Origin of the sequence: Amycolatopsis sp. NPDC101161, from assembly GCF_044768185.1 — a bacterium.
In the GTDB taxonomy this organism is placed as follows: Bacteria; Actinomycetota; Actinomycetes; order Mycobacteriales; family Pseudonocardiaceae; genus Amycolatopsis.
In genome coordinates this window covers 1,016,759-1,031,468 of record NZ_JBIWPI010000001.1, presented here as the reverse complement: position 1 = coordinate 1,031,468, position 14,710 = coordinate 1,016,759, and the positions used below count along the sequence as shown (strand labels likewise).

Annotated in this window: 16 protein-coding genes; 5 read left to right on the top strand and 11 right to left on the bottom strand. The window is 72.4% G+C overall.

Annotation, left to right across the window (positions count from 1 at the left end; genetic code table 11):
• Positions 1-11: 11 nt before the first annotated feature.
• From ACIRSS_RS05030 to ACIRSS_RS04995, 8 genes are read right to left on the bottom strand one after another with little or no spacing between them, the layout of a single operon-like run.
• The gene (locus ACIRSS_RS05030; RefSeq protein ID WP_400890617.1) at positions 12-1,025 is read right to left on the bottom strand and encodes a hypothetical protein; all 1,014 of its coding nucleotides are present in this window, start codon (positions 1,023-1,025) and stop codon (positions 12-14) included.
• Positions 1,026-1,079: 54 nt separating this feature from the next.
• Positions 1,080-1,379 carry an EthD family reductase gene (locus tag ACIRSS_RS05025; protein WP_400890615.1) on the bottom strand — a complete coding sequence of 100 codons (300 nt, stop codon included), beginning with the start codon at positions 1,377-1,379 and terminating at the stop codon, positions 1,080-1,082.
• 45 nt (positions 1,380-1,424) lie between these two features.
• A complete protein-coding gene (locus ACIRSS_RS05020) occupies positions 1,425-2,576 on the bottom strand; it encodes an alpha/beta hydrolase family protein (protein WP_400890613.1) in 1,152 nt (383 codons plus the stop codon).
• A gap of 11 nt (positions 2,577-2,587) precedes the next feature.
• Positions 2,588-3,310, bottom strand: coding sequence for an SDR family NAD(P)-dependent oxidoreductase (locus ACIRSS_RS05015; RefSeq protein WP_400890611.1), 723 nt, complete (start codon positions 3,308-3,310; stop codon positions 2,588-2,590).
• A complete protein-coding gene (locus ACIRSS_RS05010; RefSeq protein ID WP_400890609.1) occupies positions 3,307-4,182 on the bottom strand; it encodes a fumarylacetoacetate hydrolase family protein in 876 nt (291 codons plus the stop codon). Before ACIRSS_RS05010 ends, ACIRSS_RS05015 begins: the two co-directional genes overlap by 4 nt.
• A complete protein-coding gene (locus ACIRSS_RS05005) occupies positions 4,182-5,108 on the bottom strand; it encodes a VOC family protein (protein WP_400890606.1) in 927 nt (308 codons plus the stop codon). Before ACIRSS_RS05005 ends, ACIRSS_RS05010 begins: the two co-directional genes overlap by 1 nt.
• 17 nt (positions 5,109-5,125) lie before the next feature.
• The gene (locus ACIRSS_RS05000) at positions 5,126-6,250 is read right to left on the bottom strand and encodes an FAD-dependent oxidoreductase (RefSeq protein WP_400890604.1); all 1,125 of its coding nucleotides are present in this window, start codon (positions 6,248-6,250) and stop codon (positions 5,126-5,128) included.
• A gap of 9 nt (positions 6,251-6,259) precedes the next feature.
• The gene (locus ACIRSS_RS04995) at positions 6,260-7,222 is read right to left on the bottom strand and encodes a cyclase family protein (RefSeq protein ID WP_400890602.1); all 963 of its coding nucleotides are present in this window, start codon (positions 7,220-7,222) and stop codon (positions 6,260-6,262) included.
• 83 nt (positions 7,223-7,305) lie between these two features.
• Here ACIRSS_RS04995 and ACIRSS_RS04990 point away from each other — a divergent pair, with 83 nt between their 5' ends.
• The 3 genes from ACIRSS_RS04990 (at position 7,306) to ACIRSS_RS04980 (ending at position 10,329) form a co-directional block, all read left to right on the top strand.
• Positions 7,306-8,229: a LysR family transcriptional regulator gene (locus ACIRSS_RS04990; protein WP_400890600.1), complete on the top strand. Its 924-nt coding sequence runs from the start codon at positions 7,306-7,308 to the stop codon at positions 8,227-8,229.
• A gap of 84 nt (positions 8,230-8,313) precedes the next feature.
• Positions 8,314-9,537: an MFS transporter gene (locus ACIRSS_RS04985; protein WP_400890598.1), complete on the top strand. Its 1,224-nt coding sequence runs from the start codon at positions 8,314-8,316 to the stop codon at positions 9,535-9,537.
• 129 nt (positions 9,538-9,666) lie between these two features.
• The gene (locus ACIRSS_RS04980) at positions 9,667-10,329 is read left to right on the top strand and encodes a lytic polysaccharide monooxygenase (protein WP_400890596.1); all 663 of its coding nucleotides are present in this window, start codon (positions 9,667-9,669) and stop codon (positions 10,327-10,329) included.
• 23 nt (positions 10,330-10,352) lie between these two features.
• On the opposite strand, the gene ACIRSS_RS04975 is transcribed toward ACIRSS_RS04980, so the two are convergent.
• Together ACIRSS_RS04975 and ACIRSS_RS04970 are read right to left on the bottom strand one after the other, a co-directional pair.
• Positions 10,353-10,925 (bottom strand): TetR/AcrR family transcriptional regulator, encoded by a 573-nt coding sequence (locus tag ACIRSS_RS04975; protein ID WP_400890594.1) that lies wholly within the window; start codon positions 10,923-10,925, stop codon positions 10,353-10,355.
• Complete coding sequence (locus ACIRSS_RS04970) at positions 10,922-11,644, bottom strand: alpha/beta fold hydrolase (protein WP_400890592.1); 723 nt, start codon at positions 11,642-11,644, stop codon at positions 10,922-10,924. The genes ACIRSS_RS04975 and ACIRSS_RS04970 overlap by 4 nt, the downstream gene beginning before the upstream one ends.
• 128 nt (positions 11,645-11,772) lie before the next feature.
• Between ACIRSS_RS04970 and ACIRSS_RS04965 the strand changes: the two genes are divergently transcribed.
• Positions 11,773-13,164, top strand: coding sequence for a PLP-dependent cysteine synthase family protein (locus tag ACIRSS_RS04965; protein ID WP_400890590.1), 1,392 nt, complete (start codon positions 11,773-11,775; stop codon positions 13,162-13,164).
• 196 nt (positions 13,165-13,360) lie between these two features.
• On the opposite strand, the gene ACIRSS_RS04960 is transcribed toward ACIRSS_RS04965, so the two are convergent.
• The gene (locus ACIRSS_RS04960) at positions 13,361-13,714 is read right to left on the bottom strand and encodes a hypothetical protein (protein ID WP_400890588.1); all 354 of its coding nucleotides are present in this window, start codon (positions 13,712-13,714) and stop codon (positions 13,361-13,363) included.
• A gap of 449 nt (positions 13,715-14,163) precedes the next feature.
• On the opposite strand from ACIRSS_RS04960, the gene ACIRSS_RS04955 reads away from it, so the two are divergent.
• Complete coding sequence (locus tag ACIRSS_RS04955; protein WP_400890586.1) at positions 14,164-14,709, top strand: zinc ribbon domain-containing protein; 546 nt, start codon at positions 14,164-14,166, stop codon at positions 14,707-14,709.
• Position 14,710 lies beyond the last annotated feature (1 nt).

The following is a 14,710-nucleotide window of genomic DNA, read 5'->3' as shown; positions in this document are numbered from 1 at the left end:
ACGCAACCCCGTCAGTGCGGGAGCGAGTCGTAAACCTTCCTCGCGACTCCCCCTAGGTCCCCGGCCGGCGGGTGATCGGCCTGGTACTCGACCAGCACCCGGTCCCGGCCCGCGCGGAACAGGATCTGCTGCCGGCCATCCGCCCCGGGAGACGTACAACTGACCTCGCCGATCGCAACCGGCGAAGCCTTCCAGCCCGGCTCGGACTCGCACAGGAACCGGGTCTCGGCGGCCGCCGCGTCGGCGTCGCGGTAGATCGTCTGGGTGACCGTCATCGTCTCGCGCTCCGCTGATCCGCGCGTGCAGCTGATCTTGATGTTCGTGCCCGACACCGAAAACGCCTCGTGCTGCGTGAACGACTCGCTCCGGCTGCCGTCCGCCGGGTGGGCCGTGAGCGCGGTGAACAGCCCGTCCGGCAAGGCGTCGCACGGCTTCGCCGTCAGGTCGTACGGCGCCGGGTACCGGTACGCGGGCGCGGGTTTCGGCCCCTCCGCGAGCCGCGCGGCGACGCCGTCGATCAGCTTGGCCAGCACGCCTTCCCCGTCGTGGATGACGGCGACGTGGGTGAGCTGCAGCTTGGCCGCCGGGAAGACCACCACGGCGTCGAGGACGCCGTCCTGGCGCTCGTACCGGATGCCGTGGCTCGTCGCCGGGCCGGTCACCTTCTGCTCGCCGACCGTCAGCAGCACCGTCGGGGCCGAGCTCGCGGTCACCGGCTCGACCGGGCCACCGCAGGAGTTCGGCCCGGACGTCTTCACCACCGCCGACGCGTACTTCAGCCCCGCCGCGGCGACGACGTCCGAAGTCAGCACGGCGCACGCGTCGAACTCGGTGGCGGTCCCCGTGCCGGGGACGGTCTCGACGTCCACCGCGGCCGGAACCGGCGTCGTCGGCGCGGGCGCGGCACTGGGCGCACTGACCCCCGAGACCAGCCCGCGCACCAGCGGGAACAAGACGATCGCCAGCAACACCGCGAGGATCAGCAGGAACTTCCGGTTCCGCCCACCACCGGACAACTCGGTCATCGATTCCTCCCCAGACACGATGAGCAGCAGCTCACCCTACCGGGGCCGGCCGGCTCAGCTCAGCGGGTAGTGGATCAGCTCCGCGCCGCCGGAGGCGTAGTTCGGCACGTCGGCGGACACGGCCTTGCCCTCCGCCGAACCGAGCGCCGCCATCATGGCCTCGGCCGACTCGAAGTCCGCGTGGAAGACCGCGAAGTACTTGCTCTCCCCGCCGAGGGAGGCCACGTCGAACGAGTACTGCCACGCCAGCAGGCCCGGGAGCTTCTCGGCCAGCGGCAGGTGCGTCCGGACGTAGTACTCGCGGAAGTGGGCTTCGTCGGCGGGCGGCGGGTAGAGCACGGTGAGCCGGTGCATCGGGGTCCTCTCGGCCGGGTCGGGTCTCCCCCACCCTGGCACAGATCACCGGTTCCCGGTGGCCGCGAACGTGTCGGCCACCCAGTCCGCGATGTACGTGCTGACGTGGGCCAGGTGGTCCAGGCCGATGTGCTCGGTCGCGCCCTCCTCCGGGGTGAACACCCGCAGCTCGCGACGCGGCGAGTTGACCGCCTGCTCGTACGACCGGTGCGCGTACTCCAGCGGGATCTGGCGGTCGTTCTCGCCGTGGGCGATCAGGAACGGCACCGTGATCTTCTCGACGACGCCGTCGAGGTGGACGCCGTCGGCGAACTCGATGAACGCGTCGAGGTCGTCGTGGCCCCACACCCACAGCACGTGCTCCCAGTAGTGCGGGACGGGCCGCTCGCCTTCGCGTTCGAGACGCCGGCGCTGCACCGCGCCCCAATTGTGGTTCGCACCCCAGGCGACGCAGAGCGCGAACCGCTTCTCGAACGCCGCCGCGCGGGGCGCGTAGTAGCCGCCGAGCGACCAGCCGACGATCCCGATCCGGCTCGTGTCCACATCGGACCGCGTCTCGAGCCAGTCCACGGCCGCGCCGGCCCAGGCTTCGGCGTCGATGCGGGCCGTGAGTCCCTGCAGCCGCAACGCTTCCCCGGTGCCGGGCTGGTCGAGCATCAGACACGAGACGCCGCGGGCGGCCAGCTCCTGCCAGTGGCCCGAGCTGTACATGTGTTCCTTGGTCGAGTCCAGGCCGTTGACCAGCACCACCACCGGCGCCGACGCGCCCGCGGAGCTGAAGTAGGCCGGCAAGGTCGTGCCCTCGTACGGGATCGCGACCCGGGAGACGCCGGGATCGCGCAGCGCGAAGGACTTCTGCGCGAGGTCGAGGACCCGCCGGTAGGTGGGCAGCCGGTTCGGGTCGGAGTGGGCGAGCATCCGCTCGGCCTGGCAGAGGTAGTTCGTGGCCCGGAAGTACAGTTCGCCGGCGGTGCGGTTGTGACCGGCCTTCTCGGCTTCTTCGGCCTGGCCGACGAGCTGGTCGGTCAACGCGGTCCACGCGCGCAGGAAGTCGGGCGTGCCCGCGTCCGAACCGCGGGCCGCGGCTTCGCGGATGGGCCGGCAGGCGCGGTCGACCTCGTCGATCAGCCCGCCGCTGTTGAGCGCGGCGACCACGCCGAGGTTCCACACGTAGTTGCCGGGGAAGTATTCGAACACGGGAAGTCCTTTCAGGTTCGGGTGGCGTCGCTGATCGACTTGACGCCGCCGTGCGCGGTCAGGCCGCCGTCGACGGGGATCTCGGCGCCGGAGATGAACGCGGCCGCGTCGCCGAGTAGGAACGCGACGAGCGCGGCGACCTCGTCGGCGGTCCCCGTGCGGCCGAGCGGGGTCTCGGCGAGGTTCGCGGCCCGGAACCCCGGCGGCGCCGAGGCCGTCATCGGGGTGTCGATGTAGCCGGGGTGCACGGCGTTGACGCGGATGCCGCGGCCACCCAGTTCGAGGCAGGCCGCCTTGACGACGCCGCGCAGCGCCCACTTGCTCGCCGTGTAGGCGACCGGGTAGTGCCCGGTCAGCGCGGCGGCGGAGCCGACCACGACGATCGACCCGCCGGCCGGCATCAGCGGCACCACCGCCTGCACCGCCCGCAGGACCCCGCCGACGTTGACGTCGTGGACGTGGGCCAGATCGGCGACGTCCAGCTCACCGAGCCGGGCCCGCCACGTGAGGCCCGCGCTCGCGACGAGGCCGTCGACCCGCTCCAGGCTCGCGGCGAGGGCGGCCCAGCCGGCGTCGTCGGTGACGTCGAGCCGGTGGTGTTCGACGCCGGGCAGGCCGGGGTCTTCGGCGCGGTCGACCCCGATCACCCGCGTCCCGTCCGCGGCCAGCCGCCGCGCGGTCGCCGCGCCGATGCCCTGCGCGGCACCGGTGACGACCACGACCTCGCCGGTCATCGCGGCCGCCGCCGGGCCGGGCGGACCGGCGGCAGCTCGACGCCGGGGACGACCGTGTTCCGGATCGTCCCGATGCCCTCGACCGTCATCTCCACGACGTCGCCCGGCCGCAGTGGGGCACGCGTACTGCCGCGGCCCCACAGCTCGGCGAGGCAGCCGCCGTTGCCGCACGTGCCGGACCCCAGGACGTCACCGGGCCGGGTGCGGGTGCCGCGGGCGGCGTAGGCGGCCAGTTCCTCGAACGGCCACCCCATGTTGGACAACAGGTCGTGACCGACCTCCTCGCCGTTGACCGAGACGCGCATGTCCAGCCGCAGGAAGCCGTCGGTGTCCCGGTAGGGCTCGAGTTCGTCGGCCGTCACGAGCCACGGCCCCAGCGTCGTGGCGGAGTCCTTGCCCTTGGCGGGGCCGAGGTTGACCTTCATCTCGCGCGTCTGCAGGTCCCGGGCGGACCAGTCGTTGAAGATCGTGTAGCCGAAGATTCCTTCGGGGCCCAGGACGGCGGCGACCTCCAGTTCGAAGTCGAACCGCCGCGAGCCCGGCGGGATCGGCACGTCGTCGTGCGCGCCGATCAGGGCGGCCGGGTTGGTGAAGTAGAACGTCGGCGCCTCGTACCACTCCGGTGGCACGGACCCGGGCGCGACCATGGCCTCGACGTGCGCCTCGAAGGCGACGAAGTCCCGGACGGCCGGCGGGTCGAGCGGGGGAAGCAGCCGCACCTCGGCCAACGGCACCGGCGGTCCACCGGGGACGGCCGACCCGCCGCGGACCAGGTCGAGCACGGTCACCCCAGCTGGGAACGCTTGGACGCCGTCGCCGGAGACGACACCAGCGTGCACGGTTCCGCCGTGCTCGTAGGTGGCGAGGCGCATCAGACCGGCGGGGCCACGAACAGGCCCTTGTCCGGGTCGTTGAACGACCGGCGCGCGACGAACTCGTTCATCGCGTTCGCCGTGCCCCACTGGTCGGACACCTCGGGGTCGCTGAAGTCGTAGAGGTGCGGGTGCCAGGTGTCCTCGTCGACGTGCTCCAGTTCGGTCGTGTACTCCACCGTGTTGCCGTGCGGGTCGAGGAAGTAGCTGAAGGTGTTGTTGCCCGCCAGGTGCCGGCCGGGCCCCCAGATCTTCTCGACGCCGGCGCGCAGCAGCCGCCCGGTGCCGCGCATGTACTCGTCCAGGCCGCGCATCTCGAACGACACGTGGTGCAGCGACGGGTGCGGGCAGCGCGCGATGGCCATGCTGTGGTGCCACGAGTTCACCCGCAGGAACCACATCATCTCGCCCATCCGCGGGTGCATCAGGATGTCCGACAGCCGGAACCCCAGGTGCTTCTCGTAGAACGCCCGCGTCGCTTCGGGGTTCGTCGAGTTGATCACGACGTGGGAGAGGCGGACCGGCACGGATTCGCCCGCCTCGATCTTGCGGTGTGCGCGGACGGCGACGTCCGCGCTGATCTCGATGGTGCGGCCCTCGTTGTCGAAGAACCGGAACCCGTAGCCCCCGCCGGGGGTGTGCAGGGCGCGGGGTTCGTGGACGAGCGTGACGCCGCCGGTGGCCAGCCGGGCGGCGAGGGTGTCGACGTCGGCCGCGGTGGCGACGCCGAACGCGATCAGGTCGATGCGCTTGTCGCCGGCCTGGCGCAGCCGCACGACGTACTGCTCGGGCGAGCCCTCGGAGGCGAGGAAGGCGACGCCGGAGTCGGTGTGCTCGGTCTTCAGGCCCCACGCGCCGGTGTAGAAGTCCTGCTGGCGGGCCAGGTCCGGCACGGCGAGGTCGACGTGCCGCAGGTGGGTGATCATCTCTCTCCTTCGGGAGGTCAGGCGGGCTGGCTGACGAGCGCGGCGATCCGGGCCATCAGGCCGGGCACGTCACCCGGTTCCCGGTCCAGGAGCCACTGTCCCAATTGGACGGACGCGGTGACGACCTCGGCCGCCCGGGCGTGCCGGCGCTCGGTGAACGCGGTCCAGACGTCCTCGTCGAGGGTGTCCGCGGCGAGCAGCAGTTCCGTCAGCACCGCGGCGTCTTCGAGGGCCTGGGCGCCGCCTTGGGCGAGGGTGGGCGGGCAGGAGTGCGCGGCGTCGCCGATGAGCACGATCCGGCCGCGGTGCCACGGCGCCGGCAGGAGGTGGGTCTCGAACCACGTGTAGTTGACCCGCGCCGGGTCGGTCAGCGTGGCGCGGATGTCGTCCCACGGCCCGTGGTAGGCCGCCGCGAGCTCGCGCAGGGTCGCGAGCCGCTCCTCAGGTGACAGGCCGCTGCGGTCCTGGGCGTCTTCGACGATGTAGGCGTACAACGTGCCCTCGCCGGTCGGGCAGTACCCGGCGATGTAGGAGGCTCCGCCGTAGCAGAGGTCCGTCCGGGTCACCGACGCCGGGCGCGGGCCGAACGCACGCCAGATGCCCATGCCGGTCGGCCGGGTCTCCAGCGCGATGCCCAGCAGCCGGCGAACCGCCGAGCGGATCCCGTCGGCGCCGACCACGAGGTCGTAGCGCCCGGTCGTGCCGTCGGAGAAGGTGACGTCGACGCCGGTCGCGTCCTGCGCCAGCGCGGTCGCGGTGCAGCCGAACCGCACCTTCACCCCGGCCGAACCGGCGCGCTCGGCCAGGATCCGCGCCAGGTCCGGCCGGGGCATCCCCACCGTGGCCGGGAGGTCGGGCCCGCCGGTGCGCGCGTCGGGGATTTCCGCGAGCAAGGTGCCGTCCGGGGCGCGCAGGCCGAGGCTGTCGAAGCCGTACCCCCGCTCCCGCACGGCTTCCCAGACGCCGAGCTTGCGCAGCTCGCGCAACGCGTTGCCCTGCAACGTGATGCCCGAGCCGGCGGTGGCGATGTCCGGCTTGACCTCGACGAGGTCGACCGCGACGCCGCGCTCGGCGAGCGGGATCGCGGCGGCGGTGCCGGCGAGGCCGCTGCCGACCACGAGGACGGTGTGCACGGCGGGCATGGGGACTCCCTACTTGACGGCGATCGGGGCGACGGGCGCGCCGACCGCGCCGGTCACGGGCAGCGGGTCGGCGGTCAGCCAGAAGTCGTAGCGGCCGTCTTCGGCGCAGTCCGCGGCGAGCGCGTCGAGGTCCCACATCTCGCCGAGGAACAGCCCGATGTGCGGGATGGCGACCTGGTGCAGCGGCTGGAAGGCGTCGTCGAACTCGTTGGGCCGCACCTCGAACCCCCACGTGTCGGTGGCGATCGCGGCGATCTCGGTGCCGTGCAGCCAGTCCGCGGTGGTGAACGACAGGCCCGGCGCGGGGCCGCCGGCGTAGTCGCCCCAGCCTTCGCGCCGCGCCCGGGTGAGCCGGCCGGTCCGCACCAGGAGCAGGTCGCCGCGGCCGACGCGGGCGGTTTCCCCTTGCGCCGCCAGGGTTTCTTCGAGGTGGGCGACGGTGATCGCGAACCCGTCCGGCAGTTCGCCGTCGGTGCCGAGCGCGCGGCCGACGTCGAGCAGGACGCCGCGCCCGGCGATCCGGCCCGACGTGGTCTCGATCCCGGTGACCCGGTCGCCTTCGCTGGTCACGACGTCGCCGGCGCGGCGGCCGTTCCACGCGGCGCCGTGGTCGAAGATGTGGCCGAGCCCGTCCCACTGCGTCGAAGCCTGCAGCGGCATGAACACGACGTCGTCGGCGCCGCCGATCCCGTGCGGGAAGCCCTGGGTGCCGCGCTCGGCGTCCAGGCCGGTGTCGAGCATGGTGTGCACCGGGTTGGTCCGGCGGCGCCAGCCCTTCTGCGGCCCGTTCGCGTCGAACCGCTGGGCCAGCGAGAAGCTCACGCCGCGCCGGACGAGCGCGGCGCCTTCGCGGCGCTTGGCGTCGTCGAGGAAGTTCAGCGTGCCGAGGACGTCGTCAGCGCCCCAGCGGCCCCAGTTGGAACAACGCTTCGCGGCGGCGGCGATCGCGGCTTCGGGATCGGTGCGGTCCATGGGCCCACCGTCCGGCACCGCCCGGCATCAGGGAAGACGAAATACCCTATGCGCGGTATCACCGCGATGGATAACCTGAGGTCGTGAACCTGGCGAGCCTCGACCTCAACCTGCTGGTCACGCTGGACGCGCTGCTGGAGCACCGCAGCGTGAGCCGCGCGGCCGAGCAGGTCGGTCTCAGCCAGCCCGCGGTGTCGGCCCAGCTCGCGCGGCTGCGCCGGCACTTCGGCGACGACCTGCTGGCCCGCTTCGGCAACACCTACCGCCTCACCCCGCTCGCCGTGCAGCTGCGCGGCCGGGTGCGGACGGCGGTCACCGGCGTCGAACGGGTCTTCGCCGCCGAACCGGACTTCGACCCCGCGTCGACGTCCCGCGAGTTCTCGGTGGTCATGAGCGACTACGGCGTCGCCGTGCTGGGTCCGGTCCTCGCCACCGCGCTCGAGCGCGAGGCGCCCGGCGCGCGCCTGCGGTTCCTCGCCAACACCCCGGCGGTGGTCGACAACGCGCGGCAGGCCCTGACCGCGATCGACCTCCTGGTACTGCCGCACGGTTTCCTCGACGGCCTCCCCCACCGCGACCTGCACCGCGACGACTGGGTCTGCCTCGTCGACGCCGGGCACCCCGCGGCCGAAACCGGGCTGACCGTGGAGCAGCTGCAGACGATGCCGTGGGTGGTCACCTACCACGGGCCGACCGCGTCGACCCCGGCCGCGCTGCAGATGCGGATGCTCGGCATCGAACCGCACGTCCGGATCGTCACCGAGAACTTCCTGACGGTGCCGGGCCTGATCGCCGGCACGGGCCGGGTGGCGTTGCTGCAGCGCCGCCTCGCCGACCGCATTCCGGGCGACCTCGGCGTCCGGGCGCTGCCGTGCCCGTTCGAGGCGGGGGCGCTGGTCGAGGCGTTCTGGTGGCACCCGATGTACGAGCACGACCCCGAGCACCAGTACCTGCGCGACCTGCTTTCCCGCGTCGCCGAGGAAGTCGCCGGGCATCCACCGGGCTGATACCGCGGTTCGGGAGAAGTGATTTCCGCTCGGCCGCACGGGAACCCACACTTTCGGCACCCTCACGGAAGCCCTGGTGCCGCCATGTCCGAAAGCTCCGCCCTGAACGTGCCGCCGGCCGTCGCCGCCCCCGCCGCGGACCGGTCGCCGGGCCTGCCGCAGCTGCTCCTGCTGCTCGCCGGCAGCTGCCTGTCCGTGCTCGGCGCCGTCCTCATCGCCCCCGTCCTGCCGCAGATGACGCGGGCGTTCGCCGCCACGCCGGGTGCCGAGGTGCTCGTGCCGATCGTGCTGACGGCGCCGGCGCTGCTGATCGGGCTCACGGCGCCGTTCGCCGGCGTCGTCGCCGACCGGATCGACCGGAAACGCCTGCTGCTGCTGGCGATGCTCGCCTACTCCGTGTTCGGCACGGCCCCGCTCTACCTGGGTTCGCTCGGCGCGATCCTGGCCAGCCGCGTCCTGGTCGGGCTGTGCGAGGGCGCGATCATGACCTGCTGCACCACGTTGATCGGCGACTACTGGTCCGGCGCGCGCCGGGCGCGGTACCTCGGCCTGCAGACGCTGGTCGCCACCCTGTCGGCGACGGTGTTCCTGGCGCTCGGGGGTGTGCTCGGCGCGTCGGGCTGGCGGACGCCGTTCTGGCTGTACGTCGTCGCCGCGCCCCTGGCGCTCCCGATGGCACTCAAGCTGTGGCAGCCCCGGCGGCGGTCCACGGCCGGGCACCTGGCGAAGCTCCCGTGGCGGCAGCTCGCCGCACCCTGTCTCGTCACGCTCTTCGGCGGAGTCGTCTTCTACGCCCTGATCGTCGAACTGTCCTTTGTGCTCACCGGCGTCGGGGTCGCTTCGACCGGGACGATCGGCGCGGTCTCCGCGATCATGTCCCTGGCCACGGCCGGCGGGGCGATCGCGTTCGGCCGCCTGGCCGGGAAGACACCCCGCGTCCTGCTGCCCGCCGAGTTCGGCCTCTCGGCCGCCGGTCTGCTGCTGGTCTTCGCGACGGCGTCGCCGGTGGTCATCACGCTCGGCGCGGTACTCACCGGCTTCGGCACCGGCATGCTGCTGCCGACCCTGCTGACGTGGGCGGTCAACCGGCTTTCGTTCGAGCAGCGCGGCCGCGGCACCGGCCTGTGGACGGGTGCGCTGTTCCTCGGCGAGTTCGCCTGTCCGCTCGCGCTGGCCGCGATCGGCGGGGGCACCGGCGGGCTCCAGGGCGCGCTCGCCGTCCTCGGGATCGCGTCCGTCTTGGCGGGCGTGCTGACGGCGGTCACCCTGCGCCGCCACGACCGGCCGCTCGACGCGACCGAACACTGACGACGGGAACAGTCCCACCATCCGGCTTTACTGTTGGTTGAACTTTCGCCGGGCGACCGATAAGCTGCCCAGCACGCTGGGAGCGCTCCCATGGATCACCACGCTCATCCCGAGAATGGAGGCCCATTCATGCGTATGCGCAGCAGCTCCGGGTCCGGCAGCCGCCGGCGGAGCGTCCTCACCTTGATCGTCGGCACCCTCGCCGGACTCCTCGTCTGGGTCCCGGCGGCGTCCGCGCACGGCACCATCGTCGGCCCCGCCACCCGCGCCTACCAGTGCTGGTCGGACTGGGGCAGCCAGCACACGAACCCGGCCATGCAGCAGCAGGACCCCATGTGCTGGCAGGCTTTCCAGGCCAACGCCGACACCATGTGGAACTGGATGAGCGCGCTGCGGGACGGGCTCAAGGGCAACTTCCAGGGCGCGACCCCGGACGGTCAGCTGTGCAGCAACGCCCTCGCCCGCAACGACTCCCTGAACACCCCCGGCCCGTGGAAGACGACCAGTCTCGGCAGCACCTTCTCGATGCACCTGTACGACCAGGCCAGCCACGGCGCCGACTACTTCCGGGTCTACATCAGCAAGAACGGGTTCGACCCGGCCACGCAGCGCCTCGGGTGGGGCAACCTCGACTTCATCACCCAGACCGGCAAGTACGCCCCGGCCAAGGACATCACCTTCACCATCCAGACGCCGGGCTCGTACCGGGGACACCACGTCGTGTTCACGATCTGGCAGGCTTCGCACCAGGACCAGACCTACATGTGGTGCAGTGACGTGAACTTCGGCTGACCGATCCGGTCCGGCGCCCCGCCTCAGGGGTGCCGGACCGCCAGCCCCGCGACCAGCAGCCGCACGAGGTGGCGCGCGTCGTAGCCTTTCGCGCTGCCCGCGCACAGGCTTCCCACGCCGCGCATCAGTTCGTACGCGTCCTGGCCCGGGTTGATCTCCCCCGCCTCCGCGGCCGCGTCCAGCAGCGCGGTGCACACCGGGCCGAGCCGCTCCAGGAAGTACGCGTGCAGCGGGTCGTAGCACGGTTCGTCGGACTGCAGCACCGAAGCGAGGCCCTGCTTGGTGATGACGAAGTCGACGAACCGGTCGATCCACTTCGCCAGGGCCTCGTGCGGTCCCGGTTCGGCCGCCAGCAACGCGGGGCCGGCTTCGGCCAGGGACTCCACCTGCAGCCGGTACACCGCGAGGATGAGGTCCGCCCGGGTCGGGTAGTGGCGGTAGATGGTCGCCGTGCCCACGCCGGCCCGCGCGGCGATCTCCCGGATCGGGGCGTCGACCCCCGACGTCACGAACACCGCCGCCGCGGCCTCGAGGACGTTCGACGCGTTGCGCCGCGCGTCCGCGCGTTGCGGGGCCGCCGCACGGGAATCCGTCACACCGGCATGCTAACCGGGACGTCGAGCAGCATCCCGGCGAGCTCCTCGGGCGCGGTGATCATGCAGTCGTGCCCGGTGGCCAGCTCCCGCACGTCCGCGGGCTCGCCGTTCGGCTGCACGGCGGGTACCGGGCGCCGGTCGAACCCCTCCGGTTTGACCGTGCAGTGGATGTGCGTGCGCGGGATCGCGGCGAGGCCGGGGTGGTCCATGGCGACGGGCTCTTCGAGGCACCGGACCGACTGGTCGGACAGCATGGTCCGCACCCACGCGACGTCGCCGGGATCGGTGACGCCGAACAGCCCGAACGGTGCCGGAAACTCCGGCAGCGGGGGAACCCGCCAGTCCGTCCCGAGCATGCTCCGCGGGATCGGCATGACGTCGAGCGCGGTTTCCCCGTGCTCGGGCACCATCGCGTCGAGGTAGACCAGCCGCGCGACGCGTTCGGGCACCTGGTTGGCCACCGCGGAGATGACCATGCCCGCGTAGCTGTGCCCGACCAGGACGACGTCCCGCAGGTCTTCCTCCTCGAGCAGCCGCACGACGTCGGCGGTGTGCGTGCCGAGCCCGACGTCCGGGCTCAGCAGGTGCGCGGTCTCGCCGTAGCCGGTCAGCGTCGGGGTGAACACACGCCGTCCGCTCGCCGCCAGCCGCGGCACCACCCGCGCCCAGGCCTGCCCGGTGTGCCAGGCGCCGTGGACCAGTACGTACGTCACCGTCATGACCGCTCATTTCCTCAAGTGGGACGTTGTCCCGGTTAACATACGGGACAACGTCCCACTTAGGCAACGCGGGCTTCTGGCACGCTGGCGGGGACAGCTGTGGACTACCCGGACCCGAGGGAGCGCGCGTGGCAGCCGAAGAACCCGCCGAGATCGAGGCGTTCGACTCCGTGCTCGACGCGATCGGCCGCACCCCGCTGATCCGGCTGGCCCGGGTCGCGCCGCCGGGCGGGCCGCGCGTGTACGTCAAGGCCGAGTTCCTCAACCCCGGCGGCAGCGTCAAGGACCGGGCCGCGCTGGCGATGGTGCTCGACGCGGAACGCTCGGGCGCGCTCCGGCCCGGCGGCCTGATCGTCGAAGGCACCTCGGGCAACACCGGTATCGGGCTGGCGATCGTGGCCGCCCAGCTCGGGTACCGGCTGACCGTCGTGGTGCCCGACAAGACCAGCCGCGAGAAGATCGCGATCCTGCGCGCGTACGGCGCCGAGGTGGTGACCACGCCCGGGACGGTGCCGCGGGAGGACCCGGCGCACGTCCGGCAGCTCGCCCGCCGGATCGCCGGCGAGCGGGACGGCTGGCTCGCCGACCAGTACGACAACCCGGCCAACCCGGCCGCCCACCGCGAGACGACCGGGCCCGAGATCTGGCGCCAGACCGGCGGCCGGCTCACCCACTTCGTCGCCGGGATCGGCACCGGCGGCACCATCAGCGGCGCCGGCGAGTACTTGAAGGAGGTCAGCGGCGGCCGGGTCCGGGTGGTCGGCGCGGATCCCGAGCACTCGGTCTACTCCGGCGGCGACGGCAGCCCGTACCTGGTCGAGAGCATCGGGCACTACCGGCACCCGGACACCGCCGAGGACCTGTGGCCGCGTTCGTACCACCTCGACGTCGTCGACCAGGTCGTGCCGATCGGCGACCGCGAGTCGATCCAGGTCACGCGGCGGCTGGCCCGGGAAGAGGGTTTGCTGCTCGGCGCTTCGGCCGGGACCGCGGTGGCCGTGGCGCTGCGGGTCGCCGCCGGGCTGTCACCGGACGACCTGGTCGTCGTCGTGGTCCCGGACTCCGGCCGGTCGTACCTGTCGAAGTACTACGACGACGGCTGGCTGGACCGCCTCGGCATCCCCGTCGAGCACGCGGGCGAAGCGACGGTCGCCGACGTGGTCGGTCCCCTGCCGCCGGCGGCGCCGGGTCTGCCCGAAACGGCGACGGCTGGCGAGGCATTGGCTTCGGCCGGCGGGCACGCGATGCGGCCGGTGGGTCTTCGGGCTTCCGCGCAGCCGCCGTCGGTCGCGGAGGTGACGGGCGCGCTCGACGTCGCCGAACTCCGGCGGGCGGTCGAGGCGGGCGTCGTCCAGCCCGGCGACACGATCGCCGGGTACGTCACCGCTTCCCTGCCCGCCGTCGGGCTCGGCGAAACTCGGGCCGCGGCCGCGGAACGCCTCGGTGGGCGCGAGGCCGCGTGGCTGCTGTCGGACGGGCGCGTGGTCGGGTCCGTCCACAAGGGACAGCTCGAACCGTAGCCGCCGGCAGGTGGGGCCGGCTCGTGACCGGCCCCACCCGGGCCGGCGTCACCGGGCGTCGCGGCGTGCCCGGGACGGGGAACCGGAGTGTGCGGCTCGCTCCCTGTTCCGGGCACGCGGTACGACGTCCGCGCCACGCCGGGATCCGCGCCGGGCCGGCTTCCGCACACACCACGGGCGACCTCGGCGCGGGGACTCAGTTGTCCTGGCTGGTGCCACCGTCGGCGATGGCCCCGGACGCGCAGTTCTGCGGGTTCTCGCCACTGGCCTCGTTGTCGCCCGGCGACAGGATCGGCACACCGATGCCGTTGAGGGAGTTCTGGATCGGCACCTGCACGCCCAGGACGTTGATGTTGTTGTCGCAGACGCCGGGGGTGACGTTGACGTTGTGCAGCGCGTCGGTGTTGCTCAGGTTCAGCAGGCCGAGCTGGCTGCTGTGGTCGTGGCCGTGGTGACCGTGGTGGTCGGGCGTGCCGGCGGCGGCGACACCGCCGGCCAGGAACGCGCCCGCGGCCGTGGCGGCCACGACGAAACCGAGCTTCTTCAGCATGGGAACTCCTCGAGTAGACGTACGAAACGACCGGGACCGCGGCGAGGTGTGTTGGCCGTCCCGGGTGAGGAAAACGTACTGAAGAACGGCGTGCGGTTCCGCGCGGCGCCACCATCGTGTGCGTGGCGGAAGCCGCTGACCGGGGAGCCGATGCCCCGATGGGGTTGATTCCACGGCGCCGGTCCGGAAACGCATTCGCACAGTTGTTCAGAACATAACCACCCGGAAAAGGAATGCGAAAAACGGCGGCCGGGTGTAACAGCGCGTCCCCGTGCGCGGACTTCCGGGGTATGAACCCCTGCTCGACGTGCGGACGGGAACTCGCCCCGCAAGCCCGGTTCTGCGGGTCGTGCGGAACGCCCGCCGGCGGAGTTTCCCCGGAGCCGCAGAACGCCCCCGCCGTCGCTTCGCCGGGCGCGCCACGATCACGGCAGACCACGGGTTTCGTGGTGGCCGCGGTCGTCCTCGTCGCGACCGCGGGGGTGACGACCTTCGCCCTGACGCGGGGCTCGGACCCCGCGCCGCCGGAGCCCGCCGCTTCGCCGGTGACCGTCCCCGTGACGACGGCGCAGGCGCTGGCACCGACGGAAACCGTGACGTCGAGCGCGGTTCCGCTCCCGGTCACCGAGGCGGACCTGCGCCGGCAGGTCACCGGCGACAGCGCGGTCGCCGAAAGCATCGTCGGGCGGTGGGTTCCGCAGCTGTCGTCGAAGAGCCTCGGCCTCGTCGTCGGCGGCGTGACCTACGACTACCCGGCGATCATGACCGACTTCCGGCGGCTGCACGATCGCTTTCCCGACGCCATCATGGTCAATTCCGGCGATTTCACGAACTTTTCGCGCCACGAATTCTGGGTGACCCTCGAGCCGGCGGCCTTCCGGACGGCGGAGGAAGCCAACGCGTGGTGCGACGAACAGAACTTCGCCCGCGAAGACTGCCACGCCAGCCGGCTCATGCACACCGGCGGCCCGGCGGGCAACTCCAAGCCCCGGTGAC